This window comes from Burkholderia sp. BCC0097 (genome assembly GCF_902832985.1).
GTDB lineage: Bacteria > Pseudomonadota > Gammaproteobacteria > Burkholderiales > Burkholderiaceae > Burkholderia > Burkholderia orbicola.
In genome coordinates this window covers 539192-556189 of sequence record NZ_CADFDM010000002.1, presented here as the reverse complement: position 1 = coordinate 556189, position 16998 = coordinate 539192, and the positions used below count along the sequence as shown (strand labels likewise).

General features: G+C 67.6%; 15 protein-coding genes. 11 read left to right on the top strand and 4 right to left on the bottom strand.

Going from position 1 to position 16998, the window contains the following annotated elements; translation table 11 throughout:
- Positions 1-11 precede the first annotated feature (11 nt).
- Both HWX07_RS07700 and HWX07_RS07695 read right to left on the bottom strand, forming a co-directional pair.
- Positions 12-1550 carry a methyl-accepting chemotaxis protein gene (locus HWX07_RS07700; protein WP_175875837.1) on the bottom strand — a complete coding sequence of 513 codons (1539 nt, stop codon included), beginning with the start codon at positions 1548-1550 and terminating at the stop codon, positions 12-14.
- A 181-nt stretch (positions 1551-1731) separates the two neighbouring features.
- A complete protein-coding gene (locus HWX07_RS07695) occupies positions 1732-2400 on the bottom strand; it encodes a haloacid dehalogenase type II (RefSeq protein WP_011549842.1) in 669 nt (222 codons plus the stop codon).
- 466 nt (positions 2401-2866) lie between these two features.
- Between HWX07_RS07695 and HWX07_RS07690 the strand changes: the two genes are divergently transcribed.
- From HWX07_RS07690 to HWX07_RS07650, 9 genes are all read left to right on the top strand, one after another.
- Entirely contained in the window at positions 2867-3727 is an 861-nt protein-coding gene (locus HWX07_RS07690; protein WP_175875836.1) for a GNAT family N-acetyltransferase, read from the top strand.
- A 13-nt stretch (positions 3728-3740) separates the two neighbouring features.
- On the top strand, positions 3741-4667 hold the full coding sequence (locus tag HWX07_RS07685) for a glyoxylate/hydroxypyruvate reductase A (RefSeq protein WP_011695041.1): 927 nt from the start codon (positions 3741-3743) through the stop codon (positions 4665-4667).
- Between the two features lie 162 nt (positions 4668-4829).
- Positions 4830-6230, top strand: a complete 1401-nt coding sequence (locus HWX07_RS07680; protein ID WP_175875835.1) for an aspartate aminotransferase family protein — start codon at positions 4830-4832, stop codon at positions 6228-6230.
- 85 nt (positions 6231-6315) lie between these two features.
- Positions 6316-6807 (top strand): winged helix-turn-helix transcriptional regulator, encoded by a 492-nt coding sequence (locus HWX07_RS07675; protein WP_006749694.1) that lies wholly within the window; start codon positions 6316-6318, stop codon positions 6805-6807.
- A gap of 112 nt (positions 6808-6919) precedes the next feature.
- A complete protein-coding gene (locus HWX07_RS07670; protein WP_175875834.1) occupies positions 6920-8392 on the top strand; it encodes an NAD-dependent succinate-semialdehyde dehydrogenase in 1473 nt (490 codons plus the stop codon).
- 132 nt (positions 8393-8524) lie between these two features.
- Entirely contained in the window at positions 8525-9121 is a 597-nt protein-coding gene (locus HWX07_RS07665) for a TetR/AcrR family transcriptional regulator (RefSeq protein WP_012336811.1), read from the top strand.
- Positions 9122-9171: 50 nt separating this feature from the next.
- Positions 9172-10653 (top strand): MFS transporter, encoded by a 1482-nt coding sequence (locus HWX07_RS07660; protein ID WP_175875833.1) that lies wholly within the window; start codon positions 9172-9174, stop codon positions 10651-10653.
- Positions 10654-10713: 60 nt separating this feature from the next.
- A complete protein-coding gene (locus HWX07_RS07655) occupies positions 10714-11022 on the top strand; it encodes an EthD family reductase (RefSeq protein ID WP_175875832.1) in 309 nt (102 codons plus the stop codon).
- 146 nt (positions 11023-11168) lie between these two features.
- Positions 11169-11468 carry a hypothetical protein gene (locus tag HWX07_RS07650; protein WP_244129949.1) on the top strand — a complete coding sequence of 100 codons (300 nt, stop codon included), beginning with the start codon at positions 11169-11171 and terminating at the stop codon, positions 11466-11468.
- Positions 11469-11586: 118 nt separating this feature from the next.
- Here HWX07_RS07650 and HWX07_RS07645 read toward each other — a convergent pair whose 3' ends face one another.
- Positions 11587-13062 carry an HD domain-containing phosphohydrolase gene (locus HWX07_RS07645; protein WP_175875830.1) on the bottom strand — a complete coding sequence of 492 codons (1476 nt, stop codon included), beginning with the start codon at positions 13060-13062 and terminating at the stop codon, positions 11587-11589.
- Between the two features lie 284 nt (positions 13063-13346).
- Between HWX07_RS07645 and HWX07_RS07640 the strand changes: the two genes are divergently transcribed.
- The gene (locus HWX07_RS07640; protein ID WP_175875829.1) at positions 13347-13922 is read left to right on the top strand and encodes a DUF308 domain-containing protein; all 576 of its coding nucleotides are present in this window, start codon (positions 13347-13349) and stop codon (positions 13920-13922) included.
- Between the two features lie 323 nt (positions 13923-14245).
- Here the strand turns inward: HWX07_RS07640 and HWX07_RS07635 are convergent, their stop codons facing one another.
- Positions 14246-15181, bottom strand: coding sequence for a LysR family transcriptional regulator (locus HWX07_RS07635; RefSeq protein WP_175876156.1), 936 nt, complete (start codon positions 15179-15181; stop codon positions 14246-14248).
- Between the two features lie 376 nt (positions 15182-15557).
- Between HWX07_RS07635 and HWX07_RS07630 the strand changes: the two genes are divergently transcribed.
- A complete protein-coding gene (locus HWX07_RS07630) occupies positions 15558-16994 on the top strand; it encodes an NAD-dependent succinate-semialdehyde dehydrogenase (RefSeq protein WP_175875828.1) in 1437 nt (478 codons plus the stop codon).
- The last annotated feature ends 4 nt before the right edge of the window (positions 16995-16998 follow it).

Here is a 16998-nt window from a genome sequence, read left to right as displayed (position 1 = left end):
GCACGAAGCCGTCACGCAGCGAGCCGGAATACCGACACGGCGGCCCGCAGGCGCGCCGCCTGCTCGTCCAGCGACGATGCGGCGGCAGCCGCCTGCTCGACGAGCGCGGCGTTCTGCTGGGTGACTTCGTCCATTTGCGCGACCGCCAGCCCGATCTGTTCGATGCCGGTGCTTTGCTCGACCGATGCCGCCGAAATCTCGCCCATGATGTCGGCCACCCGGTCGATCGACCGGACGATCTCGGTCATCCGCTCGCCGGCCGTCTCGACGAGCCGGCTGCCGCTGCCGGCCCGCTCGACCGACGCGTCGATCAATCCCTTGATGTCCTTCGCGGCCGCGGCGCTGCGCTGCGCGAGCGAGCGGACTTCCGATGCGACGACGGCGAACCCGCGCCCCTCCTCGCCGGCCCGCGCCGCTTCCACCGCGGCGTTGAGCGCCAGGATGTTGGTCTGGAATGCGATGCTTTCGATGACGACGGTAATGTCGGCGATCCGCACCGATCCGTCCGAGATCTGCCGCATCGTTTCGACGACCGCCTGCACGGCGGCGCCGCCCAGTTCGGTCGCATCCTTCGCCTGGGTCACGAGCGCATTCGCCTGGCGCGCATTGTCGGCGTTCTGTTTGACCGTGGACGTCATCTGCTCCATGCTGGCGGCCGTTTCCTGCAGCGACGCGGCCTGCTGCTCCGTGCGCTGCGACAGATCCAGGTTGCCTTGCGCGATCTCGCCGGTGCCGGTGGCGATCGAGTGAGTCGTGGTCTGGATCTCGGCGATGGTGTCGGTCAGCCGCGCCTTCATGTCGCCCAGCGCGACGAGCAGGCTGCCGGGCGCGGCATGCGCCGTATCGAACTGCACGTCCAGTTCGCCGGCGGCGATGCGGGCCGCGATCTGCGCCGCATGCGCGGGCTCCCCGCCGAGCGTGCGCCTGACGCTGCGCAGCACACCCCACGCAATCGCCGCGAGCGCCGCGGCAATGACGAGCGTGACGACGCCCAGCACCGTCGCGAGCCGGGTAAACGCCGCATTGATGTCGTCGTAGAAGAATCCCGTGCCGATCCACCAGTCCCAGTCCGGAATCGCGACCACGCCCTGGAGCTTCGGCTCGAGGTCCGCGTCGGGGCTGCGCTTGATCAGCACGTCGACGAGCGCGAAATGCGCCTGCGCCATGCCCGCACGGTACGCCTCGCTGTCGGTCATGCCGCTGGTCGTGCGGTTGCCCTTCGCGCGCGTGCCGATGAACTTCGCGTTCGGATGGACGAGGTTGACGCCGTCGGACGTCGTGACCCAGAAGTAGCTCTTCGAATTCGCGTTGAGCGCCGCCAGCGCGGCCTTGGCCTGCTGCTGCGCCTGCTCCTGCGTGAGCGTGCCGCTCGTCTGCATCGCGCGATACGAATCGACCAGATGCTCGGCCTTGGTCAGCAGAATGACGATCTCTTCGCGGCGGCTGTCGATCAGCGCGTCGCGCAGCGTATGCAGCGACAACGCGGCGAGCAGGACGATACCGAGCAGCGCCGCGACGACGAGCATCAGCAGTTTGGTGGACAACTTCATGCGGGGGCCTCGCAATATTAACCGTTCGGTACATATATCGGCCCGGGCGGCCCGGCCTTGAACGATTCAATATCGGTAATTACCCTCGCTCCGTGCGCTGATCGAACGCGTGCCGGGACGCGACGGGCCCCGGCGGCATCGCGGCCGCGTCCCGTCACGTCATGGCGATCGACGAATCGGCTTACAGCCCGAGCTGCGTCGCGAGCTGGCCGATGTCCGACACTTCGTAATAGTTGTAGAACGGCGTGCCCGGCTCGTGGCCGCGGTTCACGAACGCCTTGTGCTTGATTCCCAGATCCTCGGCCGTCATCAGGTCGTAGCGCAGGCTCGACGATACGTGCAGTACGTCCTCGGGCTTGCAGCCGAGCTTGTCGAACATGTATTCGAAGCCCTGCATCCGCGGCTTGTACGATTGCGCCTGCTGCGCGGTGAACACCGCATGGAACGGCGCGCCGAGCTTGTCGACGTTGCTCATGATCTGCTCGTCCATCGCGTTCGACAGGATCACCAGCTTGTACTTCGACGCCAGCCGCGACAGCCCGGCCGGCACGTCCGGGTGCGGGCCCCAGGTCGGCACCGCATGATAGAAAAGCTCGGCCTCGGCTTCGTCGAACGTCACGCCGAGCCGCGCACAGGTGCGGCGGACCGAGTTGACGACGACGTCGCGGTACGGCTTCCACGCGCCGAGCACCTCGTCGAGCCGATAGGCGGCGAACGCGCGCACGAAGGCCTCCATCGTGGCCGGCGACAGCCGGTCCGCATAGATTTCGCGCGCCGTCTCGGCCATCCGGAAATGGGTCAGCGTGCCGTAGCAGTCGAAGGTGATGTACTTCGGTTCAAACTGGATCATGGTCGGGTCCTGTCGGTGTGAAGCCCCGGCAGGGCCGGGGATGGGCTGGGTTCAACGAAATTGAATCAGGGCAAAAAGTCGTTCGCGCATCGTTCGGCGCCGCTCAAAACGCAGAATCGCCGCGTGTTGCCTGGCGCATGCAGCACGATCTGCGGTGCGATCGGGCGTGGCGCCGCGGCGCCGGCCGATGAGCGCGCGCCACCGCGGCGGGCGCGCCTGCCGGTGCGGCCCTTCGGCCGGCGGCAGCGCCGCCGTGCATGCATCGTAGAGGCATTCCCACAGCAGGAGTGGCCGGATTGGCCGGCCGCGCCGGCACGATCCGCGCGTTCGTGCGCACCGATCATGCGGGTTTGCATCGATCGTGCGCGAGCGGCCGGCGCGCCCCGAAAACAGGCGAATCGTCCTATCCGCGCCGCACCCGCGCTGGCAGAGTCGACCTGTCATTTCCACCCATCCGGAGTCCGGCGTGTCCGATCTCAATCCTTCCCGCACGCTTACCTATCGCCCGTTCACCGAAACGGACCTGCCCGCCGCGCATCGCCTGTCGGAAGCCGTCAAGTGGCCGCACCGCATCGATGACTGGCGCTTCGCGTTCCAGCTCGGCGGCGGCTTCGTCGCCGAGGATGAATCCGGCGTCGTCGGCACCGCGCTCGGCTGGCGCTTCGACGACGCGCATGCGTCCCTCGGCATGGTGATCGTGTCGCCCGAGCGCCAGGGTTGCGGCATCGGCCGCGAGCTGATGACCCGCGTGGTCGAAAGCTTCGGCGAGCGGACCGTGTTTTTGCATGCGACGCCGTCCGGCGAACCGCTCTACGTGAAGTTCGGCTTCGCAGCGATCGGCACGGTCGATCAGCACCAGGGCGCCGCGTTCCAGCCGCCGCTGATCTCGCTGCCGCCCGGCGAGCGGCTGCGCCCGCTCGGCACCAACGACGGGCCGCGCCTCGCCGCGCTCGCATCGCGCGCGGCCGGCTACGAACGCGGCGCGGTGATCGAAGCGCTGCTCGACGTCGCGAACGGCATCGCGCTCGATCGCGACGGCGAGCTGCTCGGCTTCGCGCTGTTCCGCCGCTTCGGCCGCGGCCACGTGATCGGCCCGGTGGTCGCGCCCGATGCGCTGCGCGCGCAGGCGCTGATCAGCCACTGGCTCGCGCTGCACGAGGGCATGTTCGTGCGGCTGGACGTGCCGGGCGACAGCGGGCTGTCCGACTGGCTGCAGGGGCTCGGGCTGCCGCGCGTCGACACCGTCGTCGCGATGGCGCGCGGCACGCCGCCGGCCCGCGACCCGGCGCTGCGCCCGTTCGCGATCGTGAACCAGGCGCTCGGTTGAAGGGGCGCGCACGATGAGCTTCCTCTACAAGGCCGACCCGGTGCGCGGCGCGCAGTGGGCGGCGCGCTTCGCGCAACAGGCGCCCGATCTGCCGTTCCGGATCTGGCCGGACCTCGGCGACGCCGCAGCCGTCCGCTATCTCGCCGCATGGCAGCCGCCGGACGATCCGGTCGCGCTGCTGCCGAATCTCGAAGTCGTGTTCTCGGTGGGCGCCGGCATCGACCAGTTCGACCTGTCGCGCGTGCCTTCGCACATCCCCGTCGTGCGGATGATCGAGCCGGGCATCGTCGAAGGGATGGTCGAATACGTGACGCAGGCCGTGCTGACGATTCATCGCGACCTGTTCGACTATGCGGCGCAGCAGCGCGACCAGGTGTGGCGCGAGCATCCCGTGCGCGCGGCCGCGTCGCGGCGCGTCGGCGTGCTCGGGCTCGGCACGCTCGGCCAGGCCGTGCTCGACACGCTGCGGCGCTTCGGTTTCCCGTGCGCCGGCTGGAGCCGCACGCCGCGCACGCTCGACGGCGTCGACTGCTACGCGGGCGACGCGGCGCTCGACGCGTTCCTCGCCCGCACCGACATCCTGATCTGCCTGCTGCCGCTCACCGACAGCACGCGCGGCCTGCTCGGCGCGCGCGTGTTCGATGCGCTGCCGGCCGGCGCATCGCTGGTGCAGGTCGGGCGCGGCCCGCAGCTGGATTCGGCGGCGCTGCTCGCGGCGCTCGCAAGCGGGCGCCTCGACAGCGCGATCCTCGACGTGACGGACCCCGAACCGCTGCCGCCCGGCCATCCGTTCTGGACGCACCCGCGCATTCGCATCACGCCGCACATCGCCAGCGCGACGCGGCCCGACACCGCGGTCGACGCGGTGCTCGCGAACCTCGCGCGCCATCGCGCTGGCCAGCCGATGATCGGCGTCGTCGACCGCACGCGCGGCTACTGACCCGACGCGCGCCCGGCTTGCCGGGCGCGCAGCAGAAAATGCCGAAGCGCCCCGTGCAAACGCCGCGCGCATACGTTTCGGGCCGCAAATTGAAGACGCATGCGGATTTCTCGCCCGTTAGCATGAACTCACCGCTGACACCTGACGAGAGTCCCGCCCCCCATGAACCAAGCCGCGCTGATCGAAGCCGATCGTCAACACCTGATCCATCCCGTCGTCAATTACCGTGCGCACGAAGCGCGCGGCGTCACCGTGCTGGAATCCGCGGACGGCGTGTTCCTGCGCGACGCCGCCGGCCACACGCTGCTCGACGCGTTCTCGGGCCTGTGGTGCGTGAACGTCGGCTACGGCCGCGACAGCATCGTGAAGGCCGCCGCCGACCAGATGGCGAAGCTGCCCTACGCGACCGGTTACTTCCATTTCGGCTCGCAGCCGGCGATCGAACTCGCCGAACGACTCGCCGCGCTCGCGCCGCCGTCGCTGAACCGCGTGTACTTCACGCTCGGCGGCTCGGACGCGGTCGATTCCGCGGTGCGCTTCATCACGCACTATTTCAACGCGACCGGCCGCCCGTCGAAAAAGCAGATGATCGCGCTGGAGCGCGGCTATCACGGCTCGTCGTCGTTCGGCGCCGGCCTCACCGCGCTGCCGGCGTTCCACCGCCATTTCGACCTGCCGCGCGCGGACCAGCACCATATTCCGTCGCCCTACCCGTACCGCCATCCGCTCGGCGACGATCCGCAGGCGCTGATCGCCGCGTCGGTCGCCGCGCTCGAAGCGAAGGTCGCCGAACTCGGCGCGGACAACGTCGCCGCATTTTTCTGCGAGCCGGTGCAAGGCTCGGGCGGCGTGATCGTGCCGCCGGCCGGCTGGCTGAAGGCGATGCGCGACGCGTGCCGGCGCCTCGGCATCCTGTTCGTCGCCGACGAGGTGATCACCGGCTTCGGCCGCACGGGCCCGCTGTTCGCCTGCGAGGCCGAACAGGTCGATCCGGACCTGATGACCGTCGCGAAGGGATTGACCGCCGGCTATGCGCCGATGGGCGCGGTGCTGATGTCCGACGAAATCTACGAGGGGATCGCGGGCGAGCGCGCCGATTCGCCGGTGGTCGGCCACGGCCATACGTATTCCGCGCATCCGGTCAGCGCCGCGATCGGCCTCGAGGTACTGAAGCTCTATCACGAAGGCGGGCTGCTCGCGAACGGCCAGGCGCTCGCGCCGCGCTTCGCCGCGGGGCTCGATGCGCTGCGCGCGCATCCGCTCGTCGGCGACGCCCGCTCGGTCGGCCTGCTCGGCGCGCTCGAACTGGTGGCCGACAAGGCGCACAAGACGCGCTTCGACGCGGCGCTGAACGTGCCGGACAAGATCGCGGCCGCCGCGTACGCGAACGGCGTGGTATTCCGCGCGTTCGGCGACGGCGTGCTCGGCTTCGCGCCGGCGCTGAGTTTCACCGCGGGCGAGTTCGACCTGCTGTTCGAACGCGTGCGCAAGACGCTCGACGACGTGCTCGCCGACACGGGCGTGCAGCGCGCGCTCGACGCCGCGCACGCGCAGCCGGCCTGACCGCTCGAGGGAAAGCCGGGCTTGTGGCCGCCATCGTTCGACTCTAAAGTAACCGGACATTCCATTTTTGCCTTCTCACGTGAACATGACGGACAGCAAGCTGGATCGCATCGACCTGCGCATCCTCTCCCAGTTGCAGAAGCGCGGCCGCATGACCAACGTCGAGCTGGCCGATGCGGTCGGGCTGTCGCCCAGTCCATGCCTGATCCGCGTGAAGCGGCTCGAGAAGGCCGGTTACATCGGCGGCTACGGCGCGCACATCCAGCTCGAGAAACTCGGCGACGTGCAGGTCGTGTTTACCGAGGTCACGCTGGCCGACCACCGGCGCGAGGATTTCGACCGCTTCGTCGCGGCGATCCGCAACGTCGACGAGATCGTCGAATGCCACCTCGCGAGCGGCGGCTACGACTACCTGCTGAAGTTCATCACGCGCAGCGTGAGCCATTACCAGACGATCGTCGAAGGGCTGCTCGAGCAGAACATCGGCATCGAGAAGTATTTCAGTTACGTGATCATCAAGTCGCCGTTCGTCAAACGGCACTACCCGCTCGAATCGCTGTTCGGCGAACGTCACTGACACCCGGTGTGCGTCATCCCGTCACGCGGCAGCCCGCTGCCCGCGCGGGGGAGTCGCGCCTGCTCCGCCGTCGTCGTCGTTGTTGTCGAACCGCTTCATTCAAGGACCTGTCATGCCGCTTACGCTGTCCCGTACCGAACTCGTTCGCACCGCCAACCTGATCGACGGCGCCTGGCGCGATGCGCTCGACGGCCGCCGCTTCGCCGTCACCGATCCCGCCACGCTCGAGACCGTTGCCCACGCACCCGACAGCGGCGCCGCCGACGCGCGCGCGGCGACCGACGCGGCGGCCCGCGCGCTGCCCGCGTGGCGCGCGACGCCCGCGCGCGAACGCGCCGCGATCCTGCGCGTCTGGCACGCGGCGATCGTCGCGCACACCGACGATCTCGCGAAGCTGATGTCGCGCGAACAGGGCAAGCCGCTTGCCGAAGCGCGCGGCGAAGTCGCGTACGGTGCGTCGTACGTGCTGTGGTTCGCCGAGGAAGCGACCCGCACGTACGGCGACCTGATCCCGCAGCAGCAACGCGGCAAGCGGTTGAGCGCGGTGAAGGAGCCGATCGGCGTCGTCGCGGCAATCACGCCGTGGAATTTCCCGCTCGCGATGATCGCGCGCAAGATCGCACCCGCGCTCGCGGCCGGCTGCACGGTGGTCGCGAAGCCGGCGGAGGACACGCCGCTGACCGCGCTCGCGCTCGCGTTTCTCGCGCAGGAAGCCGGCGTGCCGGCCGGTGTGCTGAACCTGATCACCGCGTCGCGCGAACGCGGCATCGACGCGGCGGCCGACTGGCTCGCCGACGGCCGCGTGCGCAAGATCACGTTCACCGGCTCGACGCCCGTCGGCAAGCTGCTCGCGCGCGAATCGGCGGCGACGTTGAAGAAGCTGTCGCTGGAGCTCGGCGGCAATGCGCCGTTCATCGTGTTCGACGACGCCGAGCTCGATGCCGCGGTCGACGGGCTGATGGCCGCCAAGTTCCGCAACGGCGGGCAGACCTGCGTATCGCCGAACCGCGTGTACGTGCAGGCCGGCGTCTACGACGCGTTCGCCGCGAAGCTCGCCGCACGCGTCGCCGCGTTGAAGGTCGCGCCGGCGACCGACCCGGCCGCGCAGATCGGCCCGATGATCAACGCGCGCGCGGTCGACAAGATCGCGCGCCACGTCGGCGATGCCGTCGAACGCGGCGCACGCGTGCTCGCGGGCGGCAAGCGCCTGACCGAGCTCGGCGCGAACTACTACGCGCCGACGGTGCTCGCCGACGCCACCGCCGACATGCAGCTCACCTGCGAGGAAACCTTCGGCCCGGTCGCCGCGCTGTTCCGGTTCGAGTCCGAGGACGAAGCGGTCGACGCCGCGAACGACACGCCGTTCGGGCTCGCTGCCTATTTCTACACGCAGGACGTGCGGCGCATCGCGCGCGTGTCGGCGCGGCTCGAAACGGGCATCGTCGGCATCAACGAAGGCGCGCTCGCGAGCGAGGCCGCGCCGTTCGGCGGCGTGAAGGAATCGGGCTACGGTCGCGAAGGCTCGCGCTATGGGCTCGACGATTACCTGTCGATCAAGTACCTGTGCCAGGGCGGGCTCGACTGAACGGATGAATCCGGGCCGTCCGCGAGGACGGCCGTCGCCGTGTCCGGTCAAGGTATGCACGTTGACATCGGAACCGATCGGTCCATATAATGAATCCAACTTCAGGCACCGCATCGTTTGCGAAACGAATCAATGGCAAATCCGGCTGGCGTGGGCCGTCCGCGCGAATTCGAACTGGGCGATGCCGCGCGCGACGCGATGGACGTTTTCTGGGATCGCGGCTACGAAGGCGCGTCCCTGCCCGACCTGATCGCGGGCACCGGCTTGTCGCGCGGCAGCCTGTATAAGGCATTCGGCGACAAGAAGGCGCTGCTGCTGGCGGCGCTCGACCTGTATATGGCCGACGGGCTCAAGGCGACCGCCGACATCCTGTCGCAACCCGGCCCCGTGAAGGACGCGATTCGCGACTCGCTGCTGCGCTACGCCCGGCTGTCCGTTGGCGAGGCCGGCCGGCGCGGCTGTCTCGCGGTCGCGATGACCACCGAGCTGGCCGCGCGCGACGCCGATGTCGCGGAACGCACCGGGCGCATGTTCCGGCGCCTGCAGCAGCTCTATGCGGGCGCGATCGTCCGCGGCCAGGCGAGCGGGGAAATCCCCGAGCAGGACGAACAGGTGCTGGCGCGTTTGCTCGTCTGCCAGGTCGAGGGCATGCGCGTGCTGGGGAAAACCGGCGTGCCCGAGCACGACATGCTCGCGCTGGTCGACCGCACGATGCGCATCCTCGACTGATATTTTTTTACCCAATTTGGAACCGATTGGTTCCGTATAGAGAGACATCCATGTCACGGAATGACCCCGTATCACCCGACCCGCGTCGCTGGGCCATGTTTTCGGTCCTGCTCGTCGGCGCGTTCCTGCCGCCGCTGGATTTCTTCATCGTCAACGTCGCGCTGCCGTCGATTCGCGCGGAACTGGGCGCGTCGTCGTCGGCCGAGCAACTCGTCATTTCGTCGTATGCGGGCCTGTACGCGGTAACGCTGATCACGGGCGGACGATTGGGTGATCTGTTCGGCCGCGGCCGCGTGTTTTTCCTCGGGTTGATCGGCTTTGCGATCGCCTCGACGCTGTGCGGCCTCGCGGGTTCGCCGTGGACGCTCATCGTCGGCCGTGCGTTGCAGGGCGTGACGGCCGCGATCATGGCGCCGCAGGCGCTCGCGTCGATCCAGGCGATCTTCCCCGAATCGGAAAAGCCGCTCGCGCTCAGCCTGTACGGCGCGGTGTTCGGCCTCGCCGCCGTGGTCGGGCAGGCACTGGGCGGGATCCTGATCTCGCTGAATCTTTTGAACCTGGGTTGGCGCACGATCTTCCTCGTCAACCTGCCGCTCGCGATTCTGGTCGTGCTGTTCGGGATTCCGCTGCTGAAGGAAACGCGGGCGCAGCATGCGCGCAAGCTCGACCTCGGCGGCACCGCGCTGTCGATGCTGACGCTGGGCGCGCTGATCGTGCCGCTGATCGAGGGGCGCGAAGCGGGCTGGCCGGCATGGGCATGGGTGTCGCTGCTCGCGGTGCCGGCCCTCGCGTGGTGCTTCTGGCGCTACGAGCGCCGGCTGGGCGGCCGCGGCGGCGCACCGCTGCTCGACCCGACCGCGCTCCGAGCCCCGGGGCTGGGCCGGGCGTTGCTGATCGCGCTGCTGCTGTACTCGATCGGCACGTTCTTCCTGCTGTTCTCCGTGTATCTGCAGAATGCATTGCACGTCGACGCGCTGAGCGCGGGCCTCGTGTTCCTGCCGTTCGGCGTGGGGTTCCTGCTCGGCCCGCTGTCGACGCCTGTCTGCTCGCGTGTCATCGGCGCTTACGTCAATCCGTTCGGCATGAGCCTGGAGATCGTCGGGCTCGTCGGCCTCGCGTGGCTGATCGACGCCACGCCGGTCGGGATGCCGCTCGCTGCCGCGCCGCTCGCCGTCGTGCTCTTCGTCATCGGTTTCGGACAAGGCCTCGCGCTGCCGACCCTGATGCGCATGGTGACGGGACGCGTCGCACCGGCGCTGTCCGGCATGATCGCCGGCATCGTCAGCTCGACGCTGCAGGTCAGCACGTCGCTCAGCGTGGCGATCATCGGCGGAATTTTCTATACGGTGCTCGGCACGCGCCAGGACCCGGCGGCCATCGCGCACGCGTTCATCGTCGCACTCCTGTCGATCTCGTCGTTCCTCGCCATCGGTGCCGCGCTGGGCCTCTCGCTCGCTCGCGCACCCGCCGCGCACACCTCGCTGCCGGCCGCCGCCCGGCCGGGCTTCGGCCCGGCGCGCAAACGGCCGTGATCGCCCGTCATCGCCCGTATCGACATTCGCCGCCGTAGCAGTCCGACCTGGAGGTCCTTCATGTTTTTCGTCGTTTCCTATCGCCGAGCCGCGGGCACGCGGTTCGATTCCCGTTACTACGTCGAGCAGCACATTCCGCTGGTGGAAAGATCCTGGAAACCGTACGGACTCGAATATGTCGACGCTTTCTTCCCGGCACGTGAGGATAGCGAACTGATCGTCGTGGCGATGTGCCGCTTCAAGGACGGCGCGGCATTGGACGCCGCGTTCGCGTCCGCGGAGACCGCTCACGTCATGGCCGATATCGATGCGTTCACCGATATCGAACCCGATCGGCACATCGCGGATGTGTTCTCGCGCATGTCGTAGCGGCGATCACGCGGTAACGGCGATCGCGCGCCGCCACGCATCGGTTCCGGCCAGCGCCATCGGTCACTTGTCCGATGGCGCCGCGAGCGATCGGGTGTCAGGATAGGCAACGTCACGCGACTACCCGAACCGGGAGGATGACTGCAATGTCGGTACGTCAGCCGTTCATCGTCGAACTGGCGAGCGGCCTGCCCCGCGCGTTCGGCGTGCTCGCTATCCTGTCGGGCCTGTTTCGGATCGGCATCGCGGTGCGTCGCGGCAAGCACGCCGGCACGCCGTCGCGAACGATCCCGGATGGGGCGCGAACGGCGCTGGCCGGCGCGCTGCTTTCCTGCGAAGCCGTCGGCGCCGTCTACTTCGCGATCGCGGCGTTGGGGTACGGCTGGGCTGACACCGACACAACGGCCCCGGATCGCCGGAAACGGGTGAGCGACTGGCCGTCTTGAACGGCACGGCCGCCATTTCCGACAAGCGGGACAAACCACTGCACGGGCGGAGCGTGAAAGGCCGCGCAGGCCGGGCCGTCCTTCCGCGCACGAAGGCGAATCCGCAGCACGGAGCGCCTCACAGCAACCCCAGCGCCGATGCCTTGAGGGTCGCCGCGGCACGCGTCGAACATTCGAGTTTGCGGAACGCCTTCTCGACATGGGTTCGTACCGTGCTCGGACTCATCGCGAGCGCCTGCGCGACCTGCTTGTTGCTCGCGCCGCGGGAAATCGCCCGCAGGACGTCGACTTCCCGTGCGGACAGGCGCGGGCCAGAGGGCGACGGGCGCGTGGCGGTGCGCCGGAGCACCGGCGCGCCGCCCGTCACGAGCGCGGCGACGACTTCGCCGCACAGCCGGCCGCACGCCGCTTCTTCCTGCAACTGGCCAGCGGCCGCCGCATCGCTCAGCGCCGCGCGCCACGGACGCGCCGAGCGCAACGCGACCCACGCCAGCGACGCCGCCAGCACGCGTGCCTCCAGCGTCAGCACCGCCTCGCGCGCGCCGCGAAAATAGCCCGAGCCGTCCTGCCGTTCATAGGCATACGACGCAAGCACCGCGGCTTCGCCGAGCGCGCCGGTCTGCCTGCCGGCGCGCTCGGTCCAGTACGGCACGAGCCGCACCTTTTCCCACGCGCTCGCGGACAGCCGCGTCGGCAGATTCCACACGTCGTTCGGCACCGCGGCCCTGCCGATGCCATGAATCAGTCCGGCGCGGTACACGCGTTCGCGCGCCGCCTCGTCCGGCGAGAGACGGCCGTAACACGCGGCCGCCGTCGCGGCGACCGAACGCGAAAAACCCGTCATCCACGGCAGTTTCAGATCGATGACGTCCGCAATCAATTCCGCGGACGTCGCGCCCTGCATGTCCGGTGTGGCCAATGCGGCGTCCAGGTCGGCAGGCGCCATGTGCTCGAGCGCCGCCAGCCAGCGCGGCGCCTCACGCGCAGCCTTCTCGACGAGCATGGCCGGGTAGCGTGACTCCGCGCGTTGCCCGATCAATTCGAGGGCCCGCTCGATGCCGTACGTGCGGCTGAGCACGTCGAGGTCGCCCGCAAGCGCGACGATCGACACGGCGGGGGGCACCTGTTCGTGTGCGAGCCGTGCGGGCAGCCCGTTGCCGTCCCAGGTTTCGAAGATATGCCGCAGCGCGGTTTCCGTCGCGTGGGACAGACCGAGGATTCGCGCCACCTCGCCCGAGACTTCGCAATGGATTTGTGCAAGCGGGATCATCGCGGCGCCCGCGCCGCCGATCGCTTCGGCCATGCCGGGCCGGCCCTCGAGCATCGCGGCGCGGCTCGCGACGTCGTCACCGAATACCTGCGCGAAACCCGCCGCGTTCGCCGTGCAGCCCGACCAACGCAACAGCGCCACTTCGCGGGCCGTGTCGCACACCGATGCGTCGAATCGTGCCGCGTGCGCGAGCCGTGACGCCAGCCAGCCGGTGCGCGGCGAATGGTCGGTCGGCTGGCCCATGCTGAGATCGCCGATGAAGGCCAGCGCGCGTACGGCGTCGACTATGCGCAGCGGGGCGAGATGGGCTTCGGCGTCGGACATCGGGTGGGCGGAGACATTCGCGAGAACGGGAAAACGATCATACGCGACGGCGTCGCGCCGTGCATGAGCATGCGCGCCGGCGGCGCGCCCGCCGCGGCCACTCCGGCGCGGTGTTTGCCCGCATCGGCGCCGGCAGCCGGCTGCGCCATCGGACATCTGACCGATAGCGGGAGGCCCGGACGATTGCGATACTCGGCGCACTGGAGTTCCGGTCGGCGGCGCATCCGCGTGGCGGAAAGCTGCATATCGGCCGGAACGACGACTCAATATACGAAGGAATGCAAATGGCTGACCGCTACCCCGAATTTCGCCCCCCTGCCGACGAACAATGGCTGAAACGGTACTACTTTTGCCGAGCGGCGTTCTCGCTGATCTGGGTCGCGCTGGCGTTTTCCGTCGGCCGGCAGAGCGCGGCCGGCGCGGCGATCCTGCTGGTCGTTTATCCGGCCTGGGATGCGCTCGCCAATTTCGTCGACCTGTCCCGTAGCGGCGGAATGGCGGCAAACCGCACGCAGGCGGTCAACGTCGCGATCAGCGCCGTCACGACGCTGGCGGTATTTCCGGCGCTGAATGCGGGCATGCATGCGGTGCTCACGGTGTTCGGCGTCTGGGCGATTCTCTCCGGCGCGATGCAGCTCGGCACCGCAGTGCGACGCTGGAAGCTTGCCGGCGCACAGTGGGTGATGATCCTGAGCGGTGCGCAATCGGCACTGGCCGGCCTGTTCTTCATCGTCCAAAGCCATGTGCCGATGCCGCCCGCGATCGTCAAGATCGCGGGCTACGCGGGAGTCGGTGCGCTTTATTTCCTGATATCCGCGATTTGGTTGCAGGTGCGGCGGATGCGGCGCGGCGTGTCGTGAACCGGCGATCGATAGTCAGGACCTGCACGCGGCCGCGAATGGCAGTTGTGGCGCGACGCGAACGGGTCTGAACGACCCGAAGCGGGCGTCCATTCGGCAACGCTTGGCAGGCTATTCGCTCAGTGCAGGAAACGCCGGATGTTGTCCGACGGGGTCGGCTGTAGCCGGGAACCGGTCGCGGAGCATTTAGTCCAGCGCGAGCGTGCAACGTATGCGAATTCGTCGGCCCGGCGTACTTGCAACATCACAACCACATACACCCAATACGAGGGTGGCCGCCGGGAAATCGGATGCCTACCCGACCATGCCGAACGTGACCGGGATCATACGACCGTGATAGCGAGTTCCTCCGCATACGCATCCAGCCGGTCACCCACCCGCAACTTCAGTACATCGACGAACCGCTTGATCTTCGCGTCGACGAACTGACGGGACGAATACACCGCATATACGTTGCGCTGAGCGGTGTGGAATTCAGGCAGAACGCGAACGAGCGATCCTTTACGCAAATCATCGATTGCGGAGAAGGCGGCGATCAGCCCAATCCCCGCGCCCTCGTGCAGTACCGTGGACATCGCATCCATGTCATTGACACTGAAGTGGGATCCCGTTGGACGATACACCGCCTCGCCGGCCCTGCCTTGCAGATGCCACTCGTCCGGTGCGTAATCGACCGTGCTGAGGAGCACACAGCTGTGATCGGCAAGATCTTCCACGCATTCGGGGGCCGGATGTCGTGCCAGATAGTCGGGTGATGCCGCCAGAATGCAATGGCTCGCGCCGATCTTTTGGCTCACATACGCCGAGTCCGGCAGTGTGCGTGCAATCACGATCGCCACGTCGAGCTGCTCTTCGAGCAGATTCGGCATCCTCTGTGACAGCATAAGATCGACCGATACTTCGGGGTATGCGCTCCGATAGGCAAGCACGGCCTGCGAAACAAGTCGACGGCCTAATCCCGGCACCGCATGCACGCGTAATACACCACGCGGCTCCAGCAGTGCATCGCGGGCCTCCGCTTCTGCCCGTTCGATGTCCGAGAGGATCGCAACGCTGCGCTCGTAAAAACGTCGACCCGCATCGGTTACTACAAGCCGTCGCGTCGAACGCTGCAGCAACCGGGTGTTGAGATTGTCTTCCAGCACCGAGACCGCTCGGGAAATGTTACCGACCGTCGTATCGAGGTGGTTTGCGACAGCCGTGAAACTGCCCATCTCGACCACTTTCGCAAACACCGACATGGTGTGCACCTTGTCCATTAGCCACCCTAGTTTTGAATTTTTCGTCGAATCGCTGCGTTCCGGCCCGCGCGAGCCTGTGATCATAGGGCCCGCGCCTGTTTCGTGCAGTCAGCGCGGGACCTCGTGTCGTTTTTGCGCGTCCTTTCAATATGCTTTCATTTCGACTGGGGATTTTCTCTCCAGCGACAAGATTCATTCTTTCCGGCCCCTCTAAGTTGCCGCCCGCTTCACACCTAGACTTGGTCCCGAAGTCAGGAAATCAGAACGCGGACGTATCAAACCCGAGCCCGGCCCGCCACGGCGGACCATCCAGACACGGTGTGGCCCAGGTTTCCCTATCCGGCTCGCGGCGAACACATATTGAATCGCAATCCTAATCACACAGGTTACTACCATGGACATCACTTACGACACACTTCATCTTTTCATCAACGGCGAATGGATCGGCGCGGGCGAACGCGAAACGGCGCCGGTGATCAACCCCGCCACGCAAATCGAGATCGGGCGCGTCCCGCTGGCGACGGCAGCCGATCTGGATCACGCCCTGCAGGCCGCTGCGCGGGCGTTCGACCTCTGGCGCAACACCGTGCCAGGCGAACGTGCACGCATTCTGAAGCGCGGAGCGGAACTGATGCGCGAGCGCGCCGAGCACATGGCTACCGTCATGACGCTCGAGGAAGGCAAGCCACTGACAGAAAGCCGCGACGAAGTCCTGCGTGCCGCCGACTATTTCGAATGGTTCGCCGAAGAGGCGCGCCGTATCGACGGCCGCGTGGTGCCGTCCAACCGGCCGGGCGTGCAACAGCTCGTGAAGAAACAGGCGATCGGGCCCGTAGCCGCATTCACGCCGTGGAATTTTCCTGCGATCACCCCGGCGCGCAAGCTCTCCGCCGCACTCGCCGCCGGATGCAGCGTCATCATCAAACCCGGCGAGGAAAGCCCCGCAACGGCGCTCGCGCTGGCACGTGCCCTGGACGACGCCGGGTTGCCGAAGGGCGTGCTTCAAGTCGTATTCGGCGTGCCCGACCAGGTGTCGAAGCATCTGATCGCTTCCCCGGTAATCCGGAAGGTGACGTTCACGGGCTCGGTGCCGATCGGCCGCCTGCTGTCGGCGCGTGCCGCCGAAGGCGTCAAACCCATCACGCTGGAACTGGGCGGCCACGGGCCTGTCCTCGTATTCAACGATGCGGATGTCGAAAAGGCCGCGGTCGACGGTGCGGCGAATCGCTTTCGCGGTACGGGCCAGATCTGCATCTCGTCGACGCGTTTCTTGATCCAGCGCGAAGTCTACGACGAGTTCGTCGGGCATTTCGTGCGTGCCGCCACGGCCCTCAAGGTCGGGAACGGCATGGATGCCGGCACGCAGGTCGGGCCGCTGGCCAATCCGCGCCAGCTTGCCAAGATGGAGGAACTCATCGCCGATGCGGTGGAACGTGGCGCAAAGGTCCTCGCCGGCGGAAAGCGCATCGACGGCGATGGGTATTTCTTCGAGCCCACGGTCCTCGCCGACGTACCGAAGGACGCACGTGTGATGCACGAAGAACCGTTCGGCCCGATCGCGGTGCTGATGCGCTTCGATGCCCTCGCCGACGGGCTCGCCGAAGCAAACCGGTTGCCGTACGGGCTCTCCGCCTATGCGTTCACCCGCAATGCGCGCACGGCCATCGATGTCGCAGACGGTCTCGAGGCCGGCATGATCGGCATCAACCAGTACCGCATCGTCTCGACCGAACTGCCGTTTGGCGGCATGAAGGAAAGCGGCCACGGCTCGGAAGGCGGCACCGAGGGCATCGAGTACTACCTCACGCACAAGTTCATCAGCCAGGCTTGAAGGA

Bases quoted from the DNA above. Each gene is read 5' to 3' on its own strand.
- HWX07_RS07700 (WP_175875837.1), bottom strand. From the start codon at position 1,550: ATGAAGTTGTCCACCAAACTGCTGATGCTCGTCGTCGCGGCGCTGCTC.
- HWX07_RS07695 (WP_011549842.1), bottom strand. From the start codon at position 2,400: ATGATCCAGTTTGAACCGAAGTACATCACCTTCGACTGCTACGGCACG.
- HWX07_RS07685 (WP_011695041.1), top strand. From the start codon at position 3,741: ATGAGCTTCCTCTACAAGGCCGACCCGGTGCGCGGCGCGCAGTGGGCG.
- HWX07_RS07680 (WP_175875835.1), top strand. From the start codon at position 4,830: ATGAACCAAGCCGCGCTGATCGAAGCCGATCGTCAACACCTGATCCAT.
- HWX07_RS07675 (WP_006749694.1), top strand. From the start codon at position 6,316: ATGACGGACAGCAAGCTGGATCGCATCGACCTGCGCATCCTCTCCCAG.
- HWX07_RS07670 (WP_175875834.1), top strand. From the start codon at position 6,920: ATGCCGCTTACGCTGTCCCGTACCGAACTCGTTCGCACCGCCAACCTG.
- HWX07_RS07665 (WP_012336811.1), top strand. From the start codon at position 8,525: ATGGCAAATCCGGCTGGCGTGGGCCGTCCGCGCGAATTCGAACTGGGC.
- HWX07_RS07660 (WP_175875833.1), top strand. From the start codon at position 9,172: ATGTCACGGAATGACCCCGTATCACCCGACCCGCGTCGCTGGGCCATG.
- HWX07_RS07655 (WP_175875832.1), top strand. From the start codon at position 10,714: ATGTTTTTCGTCGTTTCCTATCGCCGAGCCGCGGGCACGCGGTTCGAT.
- HWX07_RS07650 (WP_244129949.1), top strand. From the start codon at position 11,169: ATGTCGGTACGTCAGCCGTTCATCGTCGAACTGGCGAGCGGCCTGCCC.
- HWX07_RS07645 (WP_175875830.1), bottom strand. From the start codon at position 13,062: ATGTCCGACGCCGAAGCCCATCTCGCCCCGCTGCGCATAGTCGACGCC.
- HWX07_RS07640 (WP_175875829.1), top strand. From the start codon at position 13,347: ATGGCTGACCGCTACCCCGAATTTCGCCCCCCTGCCGACGAACAATGG.
- HWX07_RS07635 (WP_175876156.1), bottom strand. From the start codon at position 15,181: ATGGACAAGGTGCACACCATGTCGGTGTTTGCGAAAGTGGTCGAGATG.
- HWX07_RS07630 (WP_175875828.1), top strand. From the start codon at position 15,558: ATGGACATCACTTACGACACACTTCATCTTTTCATCAACGGCGAATGG.